The organism is Kribbella sp. NPDC048837, from assembly GCF_055586945.1.
Map to the genome: position 1 here is coordinate 1 of NZ_JBVJHF010000006.1, position 18,030 is coordinate 18,030.

An 18,030-nucleotide genomic window follows, 5' to 3' on the forward strand; every position below is an offset into this window, starting at 1 on the left:
CATCACCAACACCACCGAGGAGAACTCCCAAACCGCAGGCGCGATCAGCGCCTAACCCGACAACGACGAAGGACCAAACGTCGTACACCACCTCACGGGACTTGACCTGGTGGCGCGGGAAAGATGCGGTCCCAGTCTCAATCGCAGCTGCCACATGAATACACGCCGGCTTAGCAGTCGCCCGCAGGCGGCAGCCCGCAACTCCCGGCGGCAGCCGAGAAACCCCGGCGATAGCCGGAAACCCCCGGCGGCAGCCGGAAAGGATGCACGGCGCTGAGCCGGGGGGCGGGTGGGAGCGCGCGTAGCAGGTGCGCTGAGGAGCGGCGCGACGAAGGGAGCACCTGCCTAGCACGCGTGGGTCAGATCATCACTCGGGAGCGTCCAACCCATGTTCGATCGCGTAGCGGACCAGCTCAGCCCGGTTGTGTAGCTGCAGCTTCCGTAGCGTGTTCTGGACGTGGTTCTCTACGGTCCGGTGTGACAGCACCAGCCGGGTCGCGATCTGGCGGGCGGTCAGCCCGCGGGCGACCAGTCGGAGCACCTCTGTCTCCCGGTCGGTCAGCTTCGGGACCTCGGGCCCGCCGGCCCCGAGCCGCCGGTACTCCCCCAGCAGCAGCCCGGCCAGGCCCGCGCTGAAGATCGCGTCGCCTTCGGCGGTGCGGCGTACTGCGTCGTCGAACTCGTCCAGGGACGCCGACTTCACCAGATATCCCGACGCGCCGTTCTTGACCGCCGCCAGTACATCGTCCTGCTCCGCGCTGGCCGACAGCACCAGTACTCGCGTGTCCGGCAGCGCTGTCGTGATCTCGCGGGTCGCGTCGACGCCGGAGCCGTCGCCGAGTTGCAGGTCCATCACCACCACGTCCGGCCGGGTTGCCAGCGCGATCTTCACCGCACCGGCGACGTCCGACGCCGTCGCGCACACGTCGTACCCGCGGCTGCTCAGATCACGGGCCACGCCCTCGCGCCACATCGGATGGTCGTCGACGATCATCACGCGGGTCATGTGGCCTCCACCTTCAACTCCCACTCGGTTCCCTCGCCCGGTCCGGTCCGGACACTGACGGTGCCGCCCAAGTCGATGATCCGGCCGCGGATGGACTGGCTCACACCGAGGTGCCCGTCGACGCGGGCCTGCTCGAGCCGGGCCGGCGTCGTACCGATCCCATCGTCGCGGATCGACACCACCACCGCGTCGCCGAGGTCCTCGACCACCACCCACGACCGCGCCTCGGGGCCGGCGTGCTTGGTCACGTTGCTCAGCGCTTCTTTGACCGCGGCAACCAGTTCGGTCGCGGTTGCGGCGGGCAACAGCACCTGACCGGCCGGTACCACGACGTCCACGCGGGTCGTGGCCAGTGGCAACAACAGTCCGCACAGGTCGACCCGGTCGCCCTCGGCAACGGTCGGCCGGGCCGACATCAGGGTGCGCAGGGCAACTTCCTGCTCGGCCGCGAGTTGGGCCAGCTCGAGCGCTTCGCCGCCGATCGCCGTACCCCGGCGCTGGACCTGGGCCAGCACCTGCAGTACGCCGTCGTGGATGGACCGGCTGAGCCGGAGCCGTTCGGCGGTCGCACTCTCGGCCGCGATCGCCTCCCGCAATCGGTTTCCGGCCCGCCGCATGGTCGAGGCGGCGTACCCGACGACCAGGCCGGCGACCAGCAGGAGCTCCACGTTGCTGAGCACCGCCGACGCATTGTCGACGCCGCGCAGCGAAAGCAAGGCGAGGCTGATCGTCGCGGCGCCGAGCAGGCCACCGTCCCGGCCGCGGGAGATGGCGAGCGCGAGCACCGGCCCGGCCGCCCAGACCGAAGTCAGCACGGAGGCACCGGTCCGGATGTCGGTCAGCGGCTGGGCCCACAAGGTGGCGTACATGCAGCCGACCGTCACGATCAGGTCCGCGAACGCGAGCCTGGTGTTCCGGCGGCCCCAGCGCCGGCTGTAGCCGATCGACGAGATCACCGTCCACACACCCATCACCGCCAACAGCAGAACCGCCCCGGTCGGATTGACGATCCCGTCCCAACTGGCCCAGACGCCGAAGACGGCGAACGCCCAGGTGATGACGCGGAACACGACCAGCGCACGCCACAGCGGCTGCAGCAGGTCGACCGTCTCGCGCTCCACACGAGACAGTCTGCCAACCGCGGGGCCCGCCGTGGTTGAGGCGTCGTACCCGGGCCGTTGAGTAGTTCCACCGATGACGCAGGATTCCCCGCAGCTTTCCCGGATTTTTCCGCTTCTACTTCAGCTCTGCCGATTTTCCCCGTACTCTCGCGCAAAACACGCTCGGGGGAGCAGATGAACACGCCGCGTCACCACGCCCGGCGTGCATGACCAAGCATGGAGGGGAATCGTGCGCAAGCTACCCGCCGGGCTGTTCAGCCTGGCATTGGCGGCAACGGCCGGGCTCGGGTGGGCCTCGGCAAGTGACGCCGCCACACCGCCCAAACAGGGTTCGGCGCCGATCGCCAGTGAGGCCGCGCCCGCACCGGACGAACTGTCCAGCCCGCAGGAGGACAAGCGCCGTGAGCTGCGTCAGGAAGCCCTGACCAAGGTCCTGAACGGGACCGCCAAGACCGAGAAGCGCGGTGCCAGCACCGTCGTCAACCTCGGCAGCAAGCAGGTCGGCGCCACGGGCGTGAAGAACGCGAAGGGCCGCGTCGACCAGTACGTCGAGCTGAGCCGGGAGAAGACCGACAAGATCTTCGTCGTGCTGGCCGAGTTCGGCAACGAGCGGCACCCGAGCTACCCGGACAAGGACCAGAACGCCACCATCCCCGGCCCGGCCACCTTCGAGGGCCCGCTGCACAACGCGATCCCGGCGCCGGACCGATCGGTGGACAACTCGACCGTCTGGCAGCCGAACTACGACCAGAAGCACTTCCAGGACCTGTACTTCGGCGACGGCAACTCGGTGAAGAAGTACTACGAGAAGCAGTCCTCGGGCCGGTACAGCGTCGACGGCGAGGTCACCGACTGGGTCAAGGTCAGGTACAACGAGGCCCGCTACGGCCGGTCGAACGGGTTCCCGTGCGCCGGCAACGTCTGCAACAACACCTGGTTCCTGATCCAGGACGCGGTGAACCAGTGGGTCGCCGACCAGAAGGCGGCCGGCCGGACCACCGCGCAGATCACCGCGGACCTGAAGACGTTCGACCAGTGGGACCGCTACGACTACGACGGTGACGGCAACTTCAACGAGCCGGACGGCTACATCGACCACTTCCAGATCGTCCACGCCGGTGGCGACCAGGCCGACGGCGACCCGCAGCAGGGCGAGGACGCGATCTGGTCGCACCGCTGGTACGCCAACTTCCCCGGCGGACCGGTGAACCAGCCGAACCGCGGCGGCGCCCAGATCGGCGACACCGGCCTGTACGTCGGCGACTACACGATCCAGCCGGAGAACGGCGGCATCAGCGTCTTCGCGCACGAGTACGGCCACGACCTCGGCCTGCCGGACCACTACGACACCTCCGGTGCCGCGGTCGAGAACGGGGTGAACTGGTGGACGATCATGGCGCAGAGCCGGGTCAACAAGCCCACCGACGGCGGACTCGGCGAGCAGGCGGCCGACTTCGGCATCTGGGACAAGCTGCAGCTGGGCTGGCTGGACTACGAGATCGTCGCGGCCGGCCAGAACCGGACCGTAGAGCTCGGCCCGCACGAGTACAACTCGAAGAAGGCCCAGGGCCTGGTGGTGACACTGCCGAAGAAGCCGCTGGTGCACGACTTGGTGCCGCCGGCGGCCGGCACCAAGTCCTGGTGGAGCGGTGAGGGCAACAACTTCACCCACACGATGAACCGTCAGGTCACCCTGCCGGCGGGTCAGCCCGCCAGTCTCACGTTCCAGGCCAACTGGGACATCGAGGACTGCGGTCCGGAGGCCTGTGACTACGCCTACGTGGAGGTGAACGACGGCACCGGCTACAAGCCGATCGCCGGCACCATCACCAACGCCGCCGAGGGCAACGGCATCGACGGCATCAGCGGCGGCTGGAAGCCGGCCACCTTCGACCTGTCGACGTACGCCGGCAAGACGATCGGCCTGCAGTTCCGCTACACCACCGACCCCGCCGCCGGCGGCAAGGGCTTCTTCGCCGACGAGATCGCGGTGACCTCGGGCGCGACCACGGTGGTCACGTCCGGTGCCGAGACCTCGCCCGACGGCTGGACACTGAACGGCTTCAGTGCGGCCGGCGCCAACTTCACCACCCTGCACGACAACTACTACCTGGCGTCGAACATCAACTACGTCGACCAGGACCAGTACCTGCAGACCGGCCCGTACAACTTCGGTTGGGCGAGCACGCTGCCGGACAAGGTCGAGCACTTCCCGTACCAGGACGGCCTGCTGATCTGGTACTGGGACACCTCGCAGGAGGACAACAACACCAACGAGCACCCCGGTCAGGGTCTGGTGCTGCCGATCGACAGCCACCCGGTCCCGATCAACCGCCTCGACGGCCAGATCTGGCGGCCGCGGGTCGGCGGGTACGACGCTCCGTTCGGTGCGGACAAGGCGGACTCGTTCACGCTGCACATCAACGGTCAGGCCAGCTACGTCCGCGGCCAGAACGGCGTGACCACCTTCAACGACAGCAAGCAGTACTGGTACCCGGAGCAGCCCCAGGCCGGCGTCAAGGTCCCGAACAACGGAGTGAACATCAAAGTCCTCTCCAAGAACGGAACCTCGGTCACGGTCCAGGTCTCCAAGCGCAAGTAACAGCAACGGAAACAAGAACTGCCCCCGAGGATGATCCTCGGGGGCAGTTCCTTGTCTGACTTACTTTGCCGCGGCCACCTGGTACGGCGTCAGGTCGCCGGCCAGGGACGGGTGGACCCGGGCGGTGAGCCGGGTGCCGTCGGCGGTGTGCTCGAGCTGGTCCACGGAGCCTTCGGAGTGGATCCGGGAGACCAGGTCGCCGCGTTCGTACGGCAGGAGCAGGTCGACGGCGATATCCGGCCGGGGCAGGGACGCCTCGACCAGGGAGCGCAGCTTGTCGATGCCCTCGCCGGTGTGGGCCGAGACCACCAGGGCCCGCGGCTCGCGGTGCAGGATCGGGGCCAGCGCCATCGGGTCGGCGATGTCGCCCTTGTTGATCACGATGATCTCCGGGACGTCCGAGGCGCCGATCTCGCTGAGCACCTCGCGGACCGCCTGGATCTGCGCGAACGGGTCGGGGTGCGAACCGTCGACCACGTGCAGCAGCAGGTCCGCGTCCGCGACCTCCTCCAGCGTCGAGCGGAAAGCCTCGACGATGTCGTGCGGCAGGTGCCGGACGAACCCGACCGTGTCGGTGAACGTGTACACGCGCCCGTCTGCGGTCGTCGTCCGCCGGGTCGTCGGGTCCAGGGTCGCGAACAGCGCGTTCTCGACCAGGACACCGGCTCCGGTGATCTTGTTCAGCAGCGAGGACTTGCCCGCGTTCGTGTAGCCTGCGATCGCGACCGAGGGGATCGAGTGCCGGCGGCGCTCCTGGCGCATCGTCGACCGCGTGCCCTTCATGTCCTTGAGCTCACGCCGCAGCTTGGAGATCTTGGTGTTGATCCGGCGCCGGTCGGTCTCGATCTTGGTCTCACCGGGACCACGGCCACCGATACCGCCACCGGCCGCGCCGACGCGTCCACCGGCCTGGCGGGACAGGTTTCCACCCCAACCACGCAGGCGCTGCTTCATGTACTGCAGCTGGGCCAGCTCGACCTGGGCCTTGCCTTCCTTGCTCTTCGCGTGCTGGGCGAAGATGTCCAGGATCAGCGCGGTCCGGTCGACCACCTTGACCTTGAGCTTGTCCTCCAGGTTGCGCAGCTGCGCGGGGGCCAGCTCACCGTCGGCGATCACCGTGTCGGCGCCGAGCGACGCGACCAGGTTGCGCAGGTCGGCCACCTTGCCGGAGCCGATGAAGGTCGCCGGGTCCGGCTTCTTCCGCCGCTGGATCACGCCGTCCAGAACCTCGGAACCGGCGGTCTCGGCGAGCAGCTTCAGCTCGGCCAGCGAGTTGTCGGCGTCCTCGGCGCTGCCCTCGGTCCAGACGCCGACCAGCAGCACCCGCTCGAGCAGCAGCTTGCGGTACTCGACCTCGCTGATGTCGGTCAGCTCGGTCGACATCCCGACTACGCGGCGCAGTGCCTGGCGTTCCTCGAGCTCGAGGCCCTCGGTCCCGAGCTCGGAGTCGTACGAGTCGTGACCCGTCAACGAATCGCCGGAGTCATCGCCCTCAGTGAGGTCAAGTTCGACGTCGGTGGTCTCGTCGTAAAAGTTCGAATGGGTCGTCATATACCTTCCATCGTGGCACGGGCCCCCAGTACAAGCGACCCGATTAACTCCGTCAACGCCCCACGCCCTTCCCCAATTCCGTTCAGACAGCCTGAATTCCCGTTCAGGCAGGCAGCCAGGCCCGGTCGAAGTCGCCCCGAGCGTGGATAACGGCCGGTCCGGTCAGCTCCAGGTGGTTGTCCGCACGCCACGTCACGCTCACCTGACCGCCCGGTACGCCGACCCGGTACGTGACCGGGAGCTCGTCCCGGGCCGCCCGCGCGGCCGCGACCGTCACCGCGCACGTCCCGGTCCCGCAGGACCGCGTCTCCCCCGCGCCGCGCTCGTACACCCGCATCTCGACGTCCTGCGGACCCCGCCGGACGACGAACTCGAGGTTCACGCCCTCGGGAAACGCTTCCTCGGGCGACCAGGTGGGCTGGTCACAAAGGTTTCCGAGTTCCCGCAGGTCGTCGACGAAGGCCACCGCGTGCGGGTTGCCCATGTCCACGTGCACGGCCGGCCACTGGTGCCCGCTCGCCTCGACCACGACGCCGGCGGCCGCGGGGAGCCTGGGCTCACCCATGTCCGCGGTCAGCGTGCCGTCGTCGTTCAGTACGACGTCCTTGACCCCCGCGCGGGTGCCGACCCGAACCGGCTTGTCCCCGGTCAGCCCGGCCTCGGCCAGGTACCGCACGAACACCCGGATCCCGTTCCCGCACATCTCCGCGATCGAGCCGTCGGCGTTGCGGTAGTCCATGAACCAGTCGCCGCCGTCGTCGACGTACGTCTGCTGGTCGCCCTGGATCACCCGGAGGACGCCGTCCGCCCCCAGGCCGGCGTGCCGGTCGCAGAGGAACCGCACCAGACCGGCGTCCAGGTCCCCGTGGACCGAGCCGTCGGGGTCGGGCAGGATCACGAAGTCGTTCTCGGTGCCATGCCCCTTCAACCAGGGAAACGTGCTCATGGAGAAGATCGTACGGTGTTCCCCATGGAGCAGATCGCCTACTTCTGGGAGCAGGAGGACGCGCGGACGGTGGCCGACCGCCTGGGCGGCGTGGTCCGGCGCGGGCGCTTCCACGGTGAGGACGACGACGAGGACCATCCGTGGATCGTCGTCCTGCGTGACGTGGACCCGGAAACCGTGGACAACCTGGTGCATGAGCACGACGGGTGGCTCGAGACGACCGAGGACGCGGCGACCGCTCCTCCCCCGCTGCCGAGCGAGCCCATGCGCTTCAAGAAAGCGTGAGAACGCGTCCCGGCCGACGGCCTGTCGGCACCCCGTCCGACAGCACCGGCTCACCGGCGACCAACACATGACCGACGCCGACGGACAGCTGCCAAGGGTCGTCGTACGTCGACCGGTCGGCGATCTCGGACGGGTCGAGTACGACGAGGTCCGCAACGGCACCGGGTTTGATCACGCCGCGGTCCGTGAAGCCGAGCCGCGACGCGGGCAGTGAGGTCATCCGGCGGATCGCCTCGGGAAGCGTGAGGACGCCGAGGTCGCGCGCGTATCGGCCGAGGACCCGGGGGAAGGTGCCGAAGTTGCGCGGATGCGGGTGCCCGGGGCCGGTGGCGTCCATGATCCAGCCGTCACTCGCGACACTCGTGCACGGGTGTCGCAGCACGGTGACGACGTCCTCCTCGCTCATCGCGTGGTTGACCACGCTGACCGCCGCCCGGTGCTGCTCGAGCACCCGGAGGACCGCCTCGGCGGCGTCCACGTCGTCGCGTTGGGCGATGTCGGCCAGGCTTCGGCCGCGACAGTCCTCGTACGGCCCGGGCGGCAGGGATGCGATCACCACGGCCTTGGGATCGAGGAGCCGGTCGGAGCGGAGGGCCTCGGCGATCCGTTGCCGTTCGGCCGGGTCTGCGAGGCGGTCGAGCAAGGTGCCGCCGGCCAGTGCCCAGGTCGGCAGCCTGGCGGTGAGCGTCGTACTGGATGCCGTGTAGGGATAGACGTCCCACGCGACGTCGAGACCGTCCGAGCGGGCCTCGTCCAGGCGTTCGAGGGCGGCGGTGACGAGGCCGTGGTTCGGCGCACCGACGGCCTTCAGGTGGGAGACCTCGAGTCGCGCGCCACCGGACCGAGCCACGGCCATCGCCTCGTCCAACGCTCCGAGCAGTCCGGCGCCTTCATTGCGGATGTGCGTCGAATAGAGCAGACCGCACTCGGCCGCCGTCGCCACCAGCACGGCGACCTCGGCCGACTCGGCATAGGCCCCCGGCGCGTAGATCAGCCCGGTGGAGAAGCCGACGGCCCCTTGATCGGCGGCGATCCGCAGCAGGTCCTGCATCTGCCGGAGCTCGTCCGGCGACGGCGTCCGCTCGGCATTGCCCATGACTGCGAGTCTGAGCGCCGAGTGCCCGACCTGCAGCGCGAGGTTCACCGCCGGTTCCAACGCTGCGGCGAAGCCGCCGAGATCGCGCCACGACCAGTCGTGCCGAGGGTCCAGGAACGCCGTACCCGCGCGCATGGACTCCAGATCGGTGATCGGGAACGGCGACCAGCCACAGTTCCCGGCGACGAGCGTGGTGACGCCCTGGGACAGCTGTGTCGGCGCGTCCGGAGTCGATCGAAGACTGAAATCCGCATGTGAGTGAAGATCGATGAACCCGGGTGCCACAATGTTGCCCGTGGCATCGATTACCTCGGCCCGGGAGGGTACGTCGCCGGGTGGCAGCACCGCGATGATCCGGCCGCTGTCCACCAGCACCGTCCCGATCACCGGCTCCGCGCCGGTCCCGTCGATCACCTGCCCGCCGGTCAGCGCGATGGTCATCGAACCGCTCCTGTTCCGGTCAGAGGGCGAGGGTGTCGACCGCGTTCGCCGCGATCAGCTCCGTGTCGACCCTATGCCCCAGACCAGTTGCCTCGGGCACTTGTACGACGCCCCGGACGGCGACGACCGCGGGTTCGACGATGTCCCGGGCGTAGTACTTCTCCGAGGCGGACACATCCGATGGGAGGGTGAACCCGGGGAGGCTGGAGACGGCGACGTTGGCGAGCCGGCCGATGCCGAACTCGTGCATGCCGCCGCACCAGACGGCGATCCCGGCCTGCTGCGCCCGATCGTGCGCGGCGCGGGCGGCGGTCAGGCCACCCATCCGCGACACCTTGATATTCAGTACCTGTAGCGCTCCGACGGACAGCGCGGTCTCCAGGTCGTCGGGCGTCTCGATGCTCTCGTCCAGACAGACCGGGGTCGAGATCGTCCGCTGCAGCCGGGCGTGCGCGAGCAGGTCCCGCGGCGCGAACGGCTGCTCGATCATCGTCAGGCCGAACGCGTCCAGCGCCCGCAGCTGCGTCAGGTGGTCCTCGGTGTAGATGCCGTTGGCATCGACATGCAGATCGAGCTCCGGGTACGCCGCCCGCACGGCCCGGACCGGTTCGACATCCCAGCCCGGCGCGATCTTCAGCTTCACCCGCGGATAGCCGGCCGCCGTCTGCCGCTCGACCTCGGCCAGCAGGTCGTCGATCGTGGGCTCGATCCCCAGCGATACACCGGCGACCACCTCGGTTCTCGTCCCGCCGAGTGCCTCCGCGAGCGAGACACCCTGCACGTTGGACCACAGCACCCAGGCGGCGACATCCACGCCGGCCTTGGCGAACTGATTCCCCCGGACCTTGGCCCACAGCTGTGGCACCTGCTCGGGCCGGTCCCACACCTGGCCGATCACCGAGGGCAGCAGGTAACGCGAGGCGATGTGCCAGCACGTCTCGACCGTCTCCGGCGCGTAGTACGGATCGGAGGAGGAGGCGATCTCGCCCCAGCCGACCGCTCCCGAGGCATCCTCCAGCTCGACCAGGATGTGGTCGAGGAACGCCTTGCGGTGCGAACTGGTCCGGAACTCGTGCACCAGCGGCATCCGCACCCGATGCAGCCGTGCTGCGGTCACCTTGACCTCAGTTGACATACAGCCCCAGCTCCGTGTTCAGCCGGTCGCGTTCGACGAGCCGACGGCGGGCTCCCTTCGCGCTGGCGGTGGTCAGGGTCGCCAGCACGTGCAACACGGACGCGACGACTGTCGGAGAGTCGACGTACGAAGCGCTGCCGGTGGCGACGTAGATGCACTGGTCGGCGAGCTTGGCCAGGGGCGCGTCCTCGAAGTCCGTCACGGCGACCAGTTCGCCCCCGGCCTCGGTGAACCGGCGCGCGATCTCGACGGTGTCGCGGCGATAGCGGCGGAACGAGAACGCGACCATCAGGTCGCTCGACCGCACGTCGGACAGTACGTCGACGCCGCGCACGACCGTACCGTCGATCAGCGTGACCTGGGACAGGCCGACACCGAGGTCGAAGGCCAGCAGCGACGCGTACGAGAACGATTTTGCCGAGCCGATGATGAAGCGGCGGCGGGCGGCGACGATCCGGGCGGCAGCCTGGGCGATCGAGTCGTCGGCGAGGATCAGGTCGAGCGCTTCCTCGATCGAGGCGCGCTCCTGCTCGACCACGCGACGCTGCAACTGCGCGGACGATCGCCTTTGCAGGCGGGCGTCGTACCGCTCGTGCGGACTGGTGAGCTCGCGGTTGCGCGGGTCGTCAGGCATCGTCCACCGACCCGAAGTAGTAGGCGGCCGTGCCGTCGGGCAGCCGGCGGCAGGACACGGCGACGAGGTTCTTGCCGAGCAGTTCCTCGAACGACCTGCGGAGCTCGGCCCTCTCGGCCGGCACCACCAGCCGGGTCAGCTCGGCGTCGTCCAGCTCACCGCGGTGCTCGCGCGTCAGGTCCCACTCGACGATCACCCGGTCGGTGCCGGGACCGTACATGTCGGGAGCGAACCACCGGCCGCGCGCACCGAGCACATCGAGGTTGAAGTGCGCGTTGCGGATCTGGGCCGGGTCGTAGGTCCACCGCATCCGCGACAGACCGTGGCTCAGGGCAACTTCTCGCTGGGCGTGCTTGAGCATCCGGCCGAGTCCGTGGCCCTGCTGCCCGACCGCGACCACGGCCGACTGCGAGTAGTGGTAGAAACCGCGCCGATCGGTGCCGCAGAACCCGTACGCGAAGGCGACCAGCCGGTCGCTCCGGTCGAGGATGCCGACCACCGAACCACCGTTGCTCGCCAGTGCACCGAGCAGCCGCGGGTTCAGCCCGTACTCCGGGTCCTGGTAGCCGAAGACCTCGCGGTACAGCGTCGAGGCCTCGGCGAACCGCGCCGCCGTGGTGAGCGAGACAGCCCGATAGCCGTCCTCCGCCATACGATTCATATCCTGAGTAGATCCCGCCATGGATCTGCTAGTCAATCGCGGCTCACATCATGATACGTTTCCTATCCATGATGACCGATCGCCTCCGCGAGTACGTCGGGCACGAGACGCCGACCGGTGACGCCGAGGCGCTGAACGCCTTCGCCGACCGGCTCCTCGCGCGGTACGCCGAGCTCGGCGGCACCGCCCGCCGCGTGCCGATGCCGACCGGCGATCACGTGGTCGCCGACTTCCCGGGACGGGGTCCACGAGCCGGCGAGGCACCACTGCTCTTTCTCGCCCACCACGACACGGTCTGGCCGGTCGGACGACTACGGGACGCGATGCCGTGGCGCGAGGAGGACGGCGTCATCCACGGCCCCGGCGTCTTCGACATGAAGGGTGGACTGGTCGTCCTGGAGACCGCGCTCGCGCAGATCGCGGAGGCCGATCACCGGCCGGTGCGCATCATCGTGGTCGCGGACGAGGAGATCGGGTCACCCTCGGCGCGCGACCTCGTCACCGCGGAATCGGCCGGCGTGTACGCCGCTTTCGGCTTGGAACCGCCGCACCCGAACGGCGATCTCAAGACCTCCCGCCGTGGCAGCACCCGGGTCCGGATCGAGGTCACCGGCCGCGAAGCGCATGCCGCTCTCGACCCCGGCAGCGGTGTCTCCGCGATCGACGAACTCGTGGACCAACTGATCCTCGTCCGCGCGGTGGTCAGCAGGTACGACCACGTGTTGTGCAACGTCGGCACGATCACGGGCGGCGGGCGGACGAACGTCGTACCGGGTTCTGCCGCGGCCGACATCGGGTTCCGGTTCGTCGACCCGCAGGCCGAGCGCGCGGTGCTCGACGCGATCACCGGTCTCGAACCGGTACGCACGGATGCCGAGCTGAAGGTACGCGTGATGTCGAGCCGCCCGGCCTGGGGGCCGTCGCCGGCGACCGGGCAGCTGTTGGACCGGGTCGTCGCGGCCGCACGGTCCGTCGGTCAGGAGATCGGTGGCGCGGCGGCATCAGGTGCCGCCGACACCAACCTGACCGGCTGGCTGGGCGTCCCGACCCTGGACGGCCTGGGGCCGGTGGGTCAGGGCGCTCATGCCGTTCACGAACAGGTGATCGCGGCGAGCCTGGCCGAGCGGGCCGACCTGGTCGCCGCGATCATCACATCGCTCTGACTACGGATAGACCTGCTTGACCGTTCCGGCGGATCCACCACCGCGGCGGACCGGCTCCGCGGCCGCCAGAATCGCGCCGCCGGGCAGGAACTCCAGCGCTTCGAGTGCCCCGATCTCCGCCGCCGAGGTGCCGGGAGCACCGGCCGGGACGAAGGTGTGGCCGTACGGCGTGAGCGCCGGACCGTAGGTGTCGATGAAGGACTGCTCGGCGGTGACCGACACGGTGTTGCGCTGGGACGCGCGTGGTGCGGCGATCGCCTCCGGCAGGGTCATGCCACGGTCGAGCCGGTTCGTCAGCGTCTGCAGAACCGTGGTGATGATGGTCGAGCCACCCGGCGAACCGAGAGCCAGGAACGGCTTGCCGCCGCGCAGCACGATCGTCGGCGACATCGAGGACCGCGGCCGCTTGCCGGCCTGGACGATGTTCGGGTCCTTGGGGTCGGGGACCGCGGAGAAGTCGGTCAGCTCGTTGTTCAGCAGGAACCCGCGGCCGGGGACGGTGATGCCGCTGCCACCGGTCTGCTCGATCGTCAGCGTGTACGAGACGACGTTGCCCCACTTGTCCGCGGCGACCAGATGCGTGGTCGAACGGCCTTCGGTGTCCGGCCGCTGCTCGACGGCCGTACCCGTCGCGCAAGGTGAGTACTCACCGTCCGGCGAGCCCGCCGGCACCGGCTTGACCGCGGCCTTCTGCGGGTCGATCAAGCACGACCGCTCGGCGCCGAAGCCCTTCGACAGCAGCTCTTTCTGGGGTACGTCGACGTACGCCGGATCACCGACGTACGCACCGCGGTCCGCGAAGGCCAGCGCGGAGGCCTCGAGGTAGGTGTGCAGCGCCTGCGTGGTGCTCTGCTGCGCCAAGTGCTGCGGCTGCAGGATGTTGAGCGCCTCGCCGACCGTGGTGCCACCGGACGACGACGGCGGCATGCCGTACACGTCCAGGCCGTCGTACCTGACCTTGGTCGGTTGGCGGTCGATCGCCTTGTAGTTCGCCAGGTCGCCCGTGGCGAGGTACCCGGAGAAGAACGGCAGCGTGGCGTCGGCGGTCTTCGGCGGGTTCTTGGCCACCGCCGCCATCTCACCGGCCAGCGGGCCGCGATAGAACACCGACGGGCCCTGCTTGCCGATCAGGCGGTAGGTGTCGGCGAGCTCCGGGTTCTTGAACACCGATCCGACCTGCGGCGCGTCGCCGTTCGGCAGGAACAGCTTCGCCGTCGGCACCACCTGCGCGAACCGGGCCTTGTTCTCGAGCGTCTGGAGCCGGAACGTCGAGTCGACCACGAAGCCGCGATCGGCCAGGTCGGCAGCCGGCGTCAGCGCCTTGCCGAGCGACAGCGAACCCCACTGCCGCAGCGCGCTGTCCCAGGTCGCCAGCGTTCCCGGTACGCCGATCGACACACCGGAGGTCACCAGCTGCGCGAAGGGGTACGGCTGACCCGTCGCCTTGTTCATGAACGCGTCGGACGGCATGGTCGCGGGCGCGGTCTCGCGGCCGTCGATCGTGAAGACCTTGCGTTGCTTGGCGTTGTAGTAAACGAAGTACCCGCCACCGCCGACACCGGCGGAGTACGGCTCGGTCACGCCCAGGGCGGCGGCCGTGGCGACCGCTGCGTCGACCGCGTTGCCACCGCGCCGCAGGACGCCGAGCCCGATGCTCGTCGCGTCCGCGTCGACCGAGGACACCGCACCGCCGAACCCGATCGAGGTCGGCTGTTTGACCGGGCTCTGGTTCGGCGGCTTCGGCGGACTGGCCGCGGCTCCGCTCGTACTCAGACCGGCCAGGACAAGGGCACCTGCAGACAGAGATGCGACCAGCTTCTTCACCAGTTCTCCCGCGGGGCGTAGGCGGACAGGGGCATGCCCCTGCCTATCCCACGGTGACGTTGAGCGCCAGTCGTGGCGCGCCGGGTTACCGCCCGGGCGCCTAGTTCACCGCGCAGGAGCCCATGAAGCGGCGGATGACGTCGTCGGTCCAGTCCGCGGTGCCGGTCGGCAGCTCGACCAGGAGCCATTGGTCGGCGAGCTTCACCTGTCCGGCGGGGCGGCCGTCCAGCGTTCCGATGTGGAAGGTCTTGCCGGCCTCGTCGGTGACTCGGACCGCCATCAGACTGCGCGCCTCCGGAGCCGCCTGCAGCACCACCTTCGCGGCCGTGTCCGCGGTCCGCATCTCCGGCTGCGAGAGCACGACGTGACCGGCGGCGATCGGGGTTTCCGCGGTCCACCCCTTCGGGGCGAGCGAGCAGTTGATCGTGCGCCAGGCCTGCTTGTTCGCGACCAGCTCCACCACCGGCGCCCCGAACATCGACATCGTCTCGCCCTCGGCCGGAGCCGGCGACGCGGAGGCACCGGTCGTCGCGGCGGTCCCGGTCTCCCCCGCACTGCCGGCGACCTCGGTGTTGCCCGTCCCCCACCACTTCACCTGGTTGCCGATCGCGAGAACGGCGGCCGACACGGCGGCCACGCACAGCACGCCGGCGACCCGGCGCCGTCGCTTGATCCGGCGCAGCGCCCGCCGCCCACGGGCGACGTCCGCCTCGATATCCGCGTCCGGCAGTCCGTCGACCGCGCTGTCCGCGAATCCCTGCAGCAACTTCTTGACCTCGTCCACTACCTCAAGTCCTCCCCGTACCGCAGCCCCGTTGGTTCATCAACCGCTCCCCGTCGTCCGATCCGTTTCCTCGCTCATCAGTTCCTTCAGACGCTTCAGCGCCTTCGCCGTCTGGCTCTTCACCGTGCCCTCGGTGCAGTCGAGGATCCGAGCGCAGGTGGCCACGTCGAGATCCTGGAAGTACCGCAGCACCAGGACCGCCCGCTGCCGCGGCGCGAGATCCAGCAACGCGCCACGGACGGCCAGCGTGTCCGCCGGGTCCGCCTCGTCGGTCAGCCGCGGTTCGAGCGTCTCCGCGGTCACCACCTCGGGGTGGCGGCCGGCGCGGCGGCGCTCGTCCAGGAAGGCGTTGACCAGGATGCGGTGGGCGTACGGGCCGGCGCCTTCGTGCTTGATCCGGTGCCAGTGCACATACACCCTCGTGCATGCGGTCTGGACCAGATCCTCGGCGGTGTGCACATCCCCCGCGGTGAGCAACAACGCCGTCCGCATCAGTCGGGTGCGGTCCGCGAGCAGGTACTCGCGGAACTCGGCCTCACGGTCACCCCCTCGCATCGACGGTCCCCAGGCCCTCTTCCACCCCGACTACGTCGCTGCTCGCCTTCCGGTTGCCTTCGGCTATCACTTGTACGGCCTTCTCCAGCAGATCGGGGGCGTCGTACGGCAGCCAACTGATTCGTTGGTCCTTACGGAACCACGAGTCCTGCCGGCGCGCGAACCGGCGCGTGGCCTGCGCGGTTCGCTCCCGCGCCTCCACCTCGTCGATCTCACCGTTCAGCAACGCGATCACCTGCGAGTACCCGAGTGCCCGGTTGGCCGTCTTCCCCTCAATCAAACCCTTGTTCAGCAGACCCCGCACCTCGTCGACGAAGCCGGCGTCGAACATCCGATCCACCCGGCGCCCGATCCGCTCGTCCAGCTCCGGCCGCGGTACGTCGAGACCGAGCTGGATCGCGCCCGGATAGACGTAGTGGTGCTCGGGCAGGGTGGCGACGTACGGACCGCCGGTGATCTCGATGACCTCGAGCGCGCGGACGATCCGGCGGCCGTTGCTCGGCAGGATCTGCTCGGCCGCCTTGGGGTCTATCTCCGCCAGTTTCCTGTGCAGAGCCCCGGACCCGTCGCGCTCGAGCTCCGCTTCCAGCCGGGCGCGGACCTCCGCGTCGGTGCCGGGGAAGACGAAGTCGTCGAGGATTGCTCGCACGTACAGCGCCGAGCCACCGGCCAGCACGGGGACTACCTTGCGCGTGACGCAGTCGTCGATCGCGGCCCGGGCGAGTTGCTGGAACTCCGCCACGGTGGCGGTCTCGGTGACGTCGAGGATGTCGAGCAGGTGATGCGGTACGCCGGCGCGTTCCGTCGTACTGATCTTCGCCGTACCGATATCCATGCCGCGGTAGACCTGCATGGCGTCGGCGTTCACCACCTCGCCACCCAAGCGTTTGCACAAGGCAACGGACAGGTCGGACTTGCCGGCCGCGGTGGGGCCGACGACCGCGACGACGAGAGGTTCGGCCATCGCTCCAGTCTGTCAGGGTCCGGATGAAGACTCGGCCAAGAGGGTCGCACCGGCCTTGTGGATGACCCGGAAAGTTCGGTAAACACGCTGCATCATGTCTACGGGAGGAATCCAGTGAGCAATCCGTTCGATGAAGAGTCCGACGCGGCCAAGGACGCTCTTGACCTGGGGGGCGAGGACGAGTTCGCGGCCAAGAGCGGCGGTGACGTCGAGTTCAAGCGCAGCGGTGGCGACGTCGAGTCCCGCAGCGGCGGTGATGTGGAGTCGCGCAGCGGTGGCGATGTCGAGTCGCTGAGTGCTGATGCCGAGTTCAAGCGCAGTGGCGGGGACGTCGAGTCCCGCAGTGGTGGCGATGTCGAGTCGCGCAGCGGCGGGGACGTCGAGGCCACCGGAGGTGCGAGCGAAGACAGCGGCGGCGACGTAGAGTCGGAGCCGTCGGGCGACGGGGTCTGAAGCAGCCCTCGGGCCCGCCTGCATGGCACTCGCGGAGATCCCACAGTTCCGGCGTTATAGATGCGAAGATCGCCGCTAGCTGTCTGTAAGCATTCAACTACGCAGGAATGGGAGCCCCCGCGATGGGCATCTTCGACAAGTTCAAGGGCAAGGCCGAGGACCTGAAGGAAAAGGCCGGCGACCTGGTCGACCAGCACGGCGACAAGGTCGGCGAAGGTCTGGACAAGGCCGGTGAATTCGTCGACGAGAAGACGGGCGGCAAGTACGGCGACAAGATCGACCAGGGTGTCGAGAAGGCCAAGGAAGGCCTCGACGGCCTCGACGGCCAGAACGACGACATCCCCGGCACCCCGAGCCAGCCCGCCTGACCACCACCGAAGGGCCGCAAGGACATCCCTTGCGGCCCTTCGTCATGTGTTGACCGGGTAATCGGACAAAGGACACGCCTTCGGCGCGGCTGTCTTGTTGGCCGGCTCCGCCGGCGCGCCCACCTGTGACACGGACCGGCGTACTCCGCGAAGGAAATCGCCGACACGACGCGTGGTGGACGCGCTCAGGCGTGAAGTGACCGGCCGGCGCCCGACGCCGGACCGCGCGATGCTGGCCAGCCGGGCCGTATCCCCCTGAAGTTTGGGCTCTGTCGTAATGCACGAGCGGAGAACCCCGCAACGCAGCGGATACCCGTGCCCATAGCCCGGGCGTTGTGGAGCTGGACGGCTGCTCCGTCGACATGGGGGCAAGAGGTCTGGGCGCAACACAGGGGTCCGGCGGCCGATGCACAAATCTCTCGACCGAGGCGACAGCCAGCA

At 68.9% G+C, this 18,030-nt stretch carries 17 protein-coding genes; 5 read left to right on the plus strand and 12 right to left on the minus strand.

Features of this window, described 5'->3' with window-relative positions; all coding sequences use genetic code 11:
- Positions 1 to 367 precede the first annotated feature (367 nt).
- A complete protein-coding gene (locus ACZ6O0_RS26530; protein ID WP_465767691.1) occupies positions 368 to 1,006 on the minus strand; it encodes a response regulator transcription factor in 639 nt (212 codons plus the stop codon).
- Positions 1,003 to 2,127, minus strand: a complete 1,125-nt coding sequence (gene macS, locus ACZ6O0_RS26535; protein WP_465767692.1) for a MacS family sensor histidine kinase — start codon at positions 2,125 to 2,127, stop codon at positions 1,003 to 1,005. The genes ACZ6O0_RS26530 and macS overlap by 4 nt, the downstream gene beginning before the upstream one ends.
- Before the next feature lie 229 nt (positions 2,128 to 2,356).
- Here macS and ACZ6O0_RS26540 point away from each other — a divergent pair, with 229 nt between their 5' ends.
- Positions 2,357 to 4,729 carry an immune inhibitor A domain-containing protein gene (locus ACZ6O0_RS26540; RefSeq protein ID WP_465767693.1) on the plus strand — a complete coding sequence of 791 codons (2,373 nt, stop codon included), beginning with the start codon at positions 2,357 to 2,359 and terminating at the stop codon, positions 4,727 to 4,729.
- 60 nt (positions 4,730 to 4,789) lie between these two features.
- Here ACZ6O0_RS26540 and hflX read toward each other — a convergent pair whose 3' ends face one another.
- Together hflX and dapF are read right to left on the minus strand one after the other, a co-directional pair.
- Positions 4,790 to 6,280, minus strand: coding sequence for a GTPase HflX (gene hflX / locus ACZ6O0_RS26545; RefSeq protein WP_465767694.1), 1,491 nt, complete (start codon positions 6,278 to 6,280; stop codon positions 4,790 to 4,792).
- A 103-nt stretch (positions 6,281 to 6,383) separates the two neighbouring features.
- Positions 6,384 to 7,226, minus strand: a complete 843-nt coding sequence (dapF, locus tag ACZ6O0_RS26550) for a diaminopimelate epimerase (RefSeq protein WP_465767695.1) — start codon at positions 7,224 to 7,226, stop codon at positions 6,384 to 6,386.
- A gap of 24 nt (positions 7,227 to 7,250) precedes the next feature.
- On the opposite strand from dapF, the gene ACZ6O0_RS26555 reads away from it, so the two are divergent.
- Positions 7,251 to 7,511, plus strand: coding sequence for a hypothetical protein (locus ACZ6O0_RS26555; RefSeq protein WP_465767696.1), 261 nt, complete (start codon positions 7,251 to 7,253; stop codon positions 7,509 to 7,511).
- Here the strand turns inward: ACZ6O0_RS26555 and ACZ6O0_RS26560 are convergent.
- From ACZ6O0_RS26560 to ACZ6O0_RS26575, 4 genes are read right to left on the minus strand one after another with little or no spacing between them, the layout of a single operon-like run.
- Complete coding sequence (locus ACZ6O0_RS26560; RefSeq protein WP_465767697.1) at positions 7,498 to 9,048, minus strand: N-acyl-D-amino-acid deacylase family protein; 1,551 nt, start codon at positions 9,046 to 9,048, stop codon at positions 7,498 to 7,500. The two genes, ACZ6O0_RS26555 and ACZ6O0_RS26560, sit on opposite strands and share 14 nt — an antisense overlap.
- Before the next feature lie 19 nt (positions 9,049 to 9,067).
- A complete protein-coding gene (gene menC, locus ACZ6O0_RS26565; RefSeq protein ID WP_465767698.1) occupies positions 9,068 to 10,183 on the minus strand; it encodes an o-succinylbenzoate synthase in 1,116 nt (371 codons plus the stop codon).
- Positions 10,173 to 10,817, minus strand: coding sequence for a MurR/RpiR family transcriptional regulator (locus ACZ6O0_RS26570; RefSeq protein WP_465767699.1), 645 nt, complete (start codon positions 10,815 to 10,817; stop codon positions 10,173 to 10,175). The genes menC and ACZ6O0_RS26570 overlap by 11 nt, the downstream gene beginning before the upstream one ends.
- Positions 10,810 to 11,478 carry a hypothetical protein gene (locus ACZ6O0_RS26575; RefSeq protein ID WP_465767700.1) on the minus strand — a complete coding sequence of 223 codons (669 nt, stop codon included), beginning with the start codon at positions 11,476 to 11,478 and terminating at the stop codon, positions 10,810 to 10,812. The genes ACZ6O0_RS26570 and ACZ6O0_RS26575 overlap by 8 nt, the downstream gene beginning before the upstream one ends.
- Positions 11,479 to 11,546: 68 nt before the next feature.
- Between ACZ6O0_RS26575 and ACZ6O0_RS26580 the strand changes: the two genes are divergently transcribed.
- Complete coding sequence (locus tag ACZ6O0_RS26580; protein WP_465767701.1) at positions 11,547 to 12,641, plus strand: M20/M25/M40 family metallo-hydrolase; 1,095 nt, start codon at positions 11,547 to 11,549, stop codon at positions 12,639 to 12,641.
- Here the strand turns inward: ACZ6O0_RS26580 and ggt are convergent, their stop codons facing one another.
- From ggt to miaA, 4 genes are all read right to left on the minus strand, one after another.
- Positions 12,642 to 14,465, minus strand: coding sequence for a gamma-glutamyltransferase (gene ggt / locus ACZ6O0_RS26585; protein WP_465767702.1), 1,824 nt, complete (start codon positions 14,463 to 14,465; stop codon positions 12,642 to 12,644). It lies immediately after the preceding gene.
- 100 nt (positions 14,466 to 14,565) lie between these two features.
- Entirely contained in the window at positions 14,566 to 15,249 is a 684-nt protein-coding gene (locus ACZ6O0_RS26590) for a hypothetical protein (RefSeq protein ID WP_465767703.1), read from the minus strand.
- 39 nt (positions 15,250 to 15,288) lie between these two features.
- Positions 15,289 to 15,804, minus strand: coding sequence for a SigE family RNA polymerase sigma factor (locus ACZ6O0_RS26595; protein ID WP_465767704.1), 516 nt, complete (start codon positions 15,802 to 15,804; stop codon positions 15,289 to 15,291).
- The gene (miaA, locus tag ACZ6O0_RS26600) at positions 15,791 to 16,768 is read right to left on the minus strand and encodes a tRNA (adenosine(37)-N6)-dimethylallyltransferase MiaA (RefSeq protein ID WP_465767705.1); all 978 of its coding nucleotides are present in this window, start codon (positions 16,766 to 16,768) and stop codon (positions 15,791 to 15,793) included. The genes ACZ6O0_RS26595 and miaA overlap by 14 nt, the downstream gene beginning before the upstream one ends.
- Positions 16,769 to 16,882: 114 nt before the next feature.
- Between miaA and ACZ6O0_RS26605 the strand changes: the two genes are divergently transcribed.
- Both ACZ6O0_RS26605 and ACZ6O0_RS26610 read left to right on the plus strand, forming a co-directional pair.
- On the plus strand, positions 16,883 to 17,221 hold the full coding sequence (locus tag ACZ6O0_RS26605) for a hypothetical protein (protein WP_465767706.1): 339 nt from the start codon (positions 16,883 to 16,885) through the stop codon (positions 17,219 to 17,221).
- A 122-nt stretch (positions 17,222 to 17,343) separates the two neighbouring features.
- On the plus strand, positions 17,344 to 17,589 hold the full coding sequence (locus ACZ6O0_RS26610) for an antitoxin (RefSeq protein WP_465767707.1): 246 nt from the start codon (positions 17,344 to 17,346) through the stop codon (positions 17,587 to 17,589).
- Positions 17,590 to 18,030: the final 441 nt, after the last annotated feature.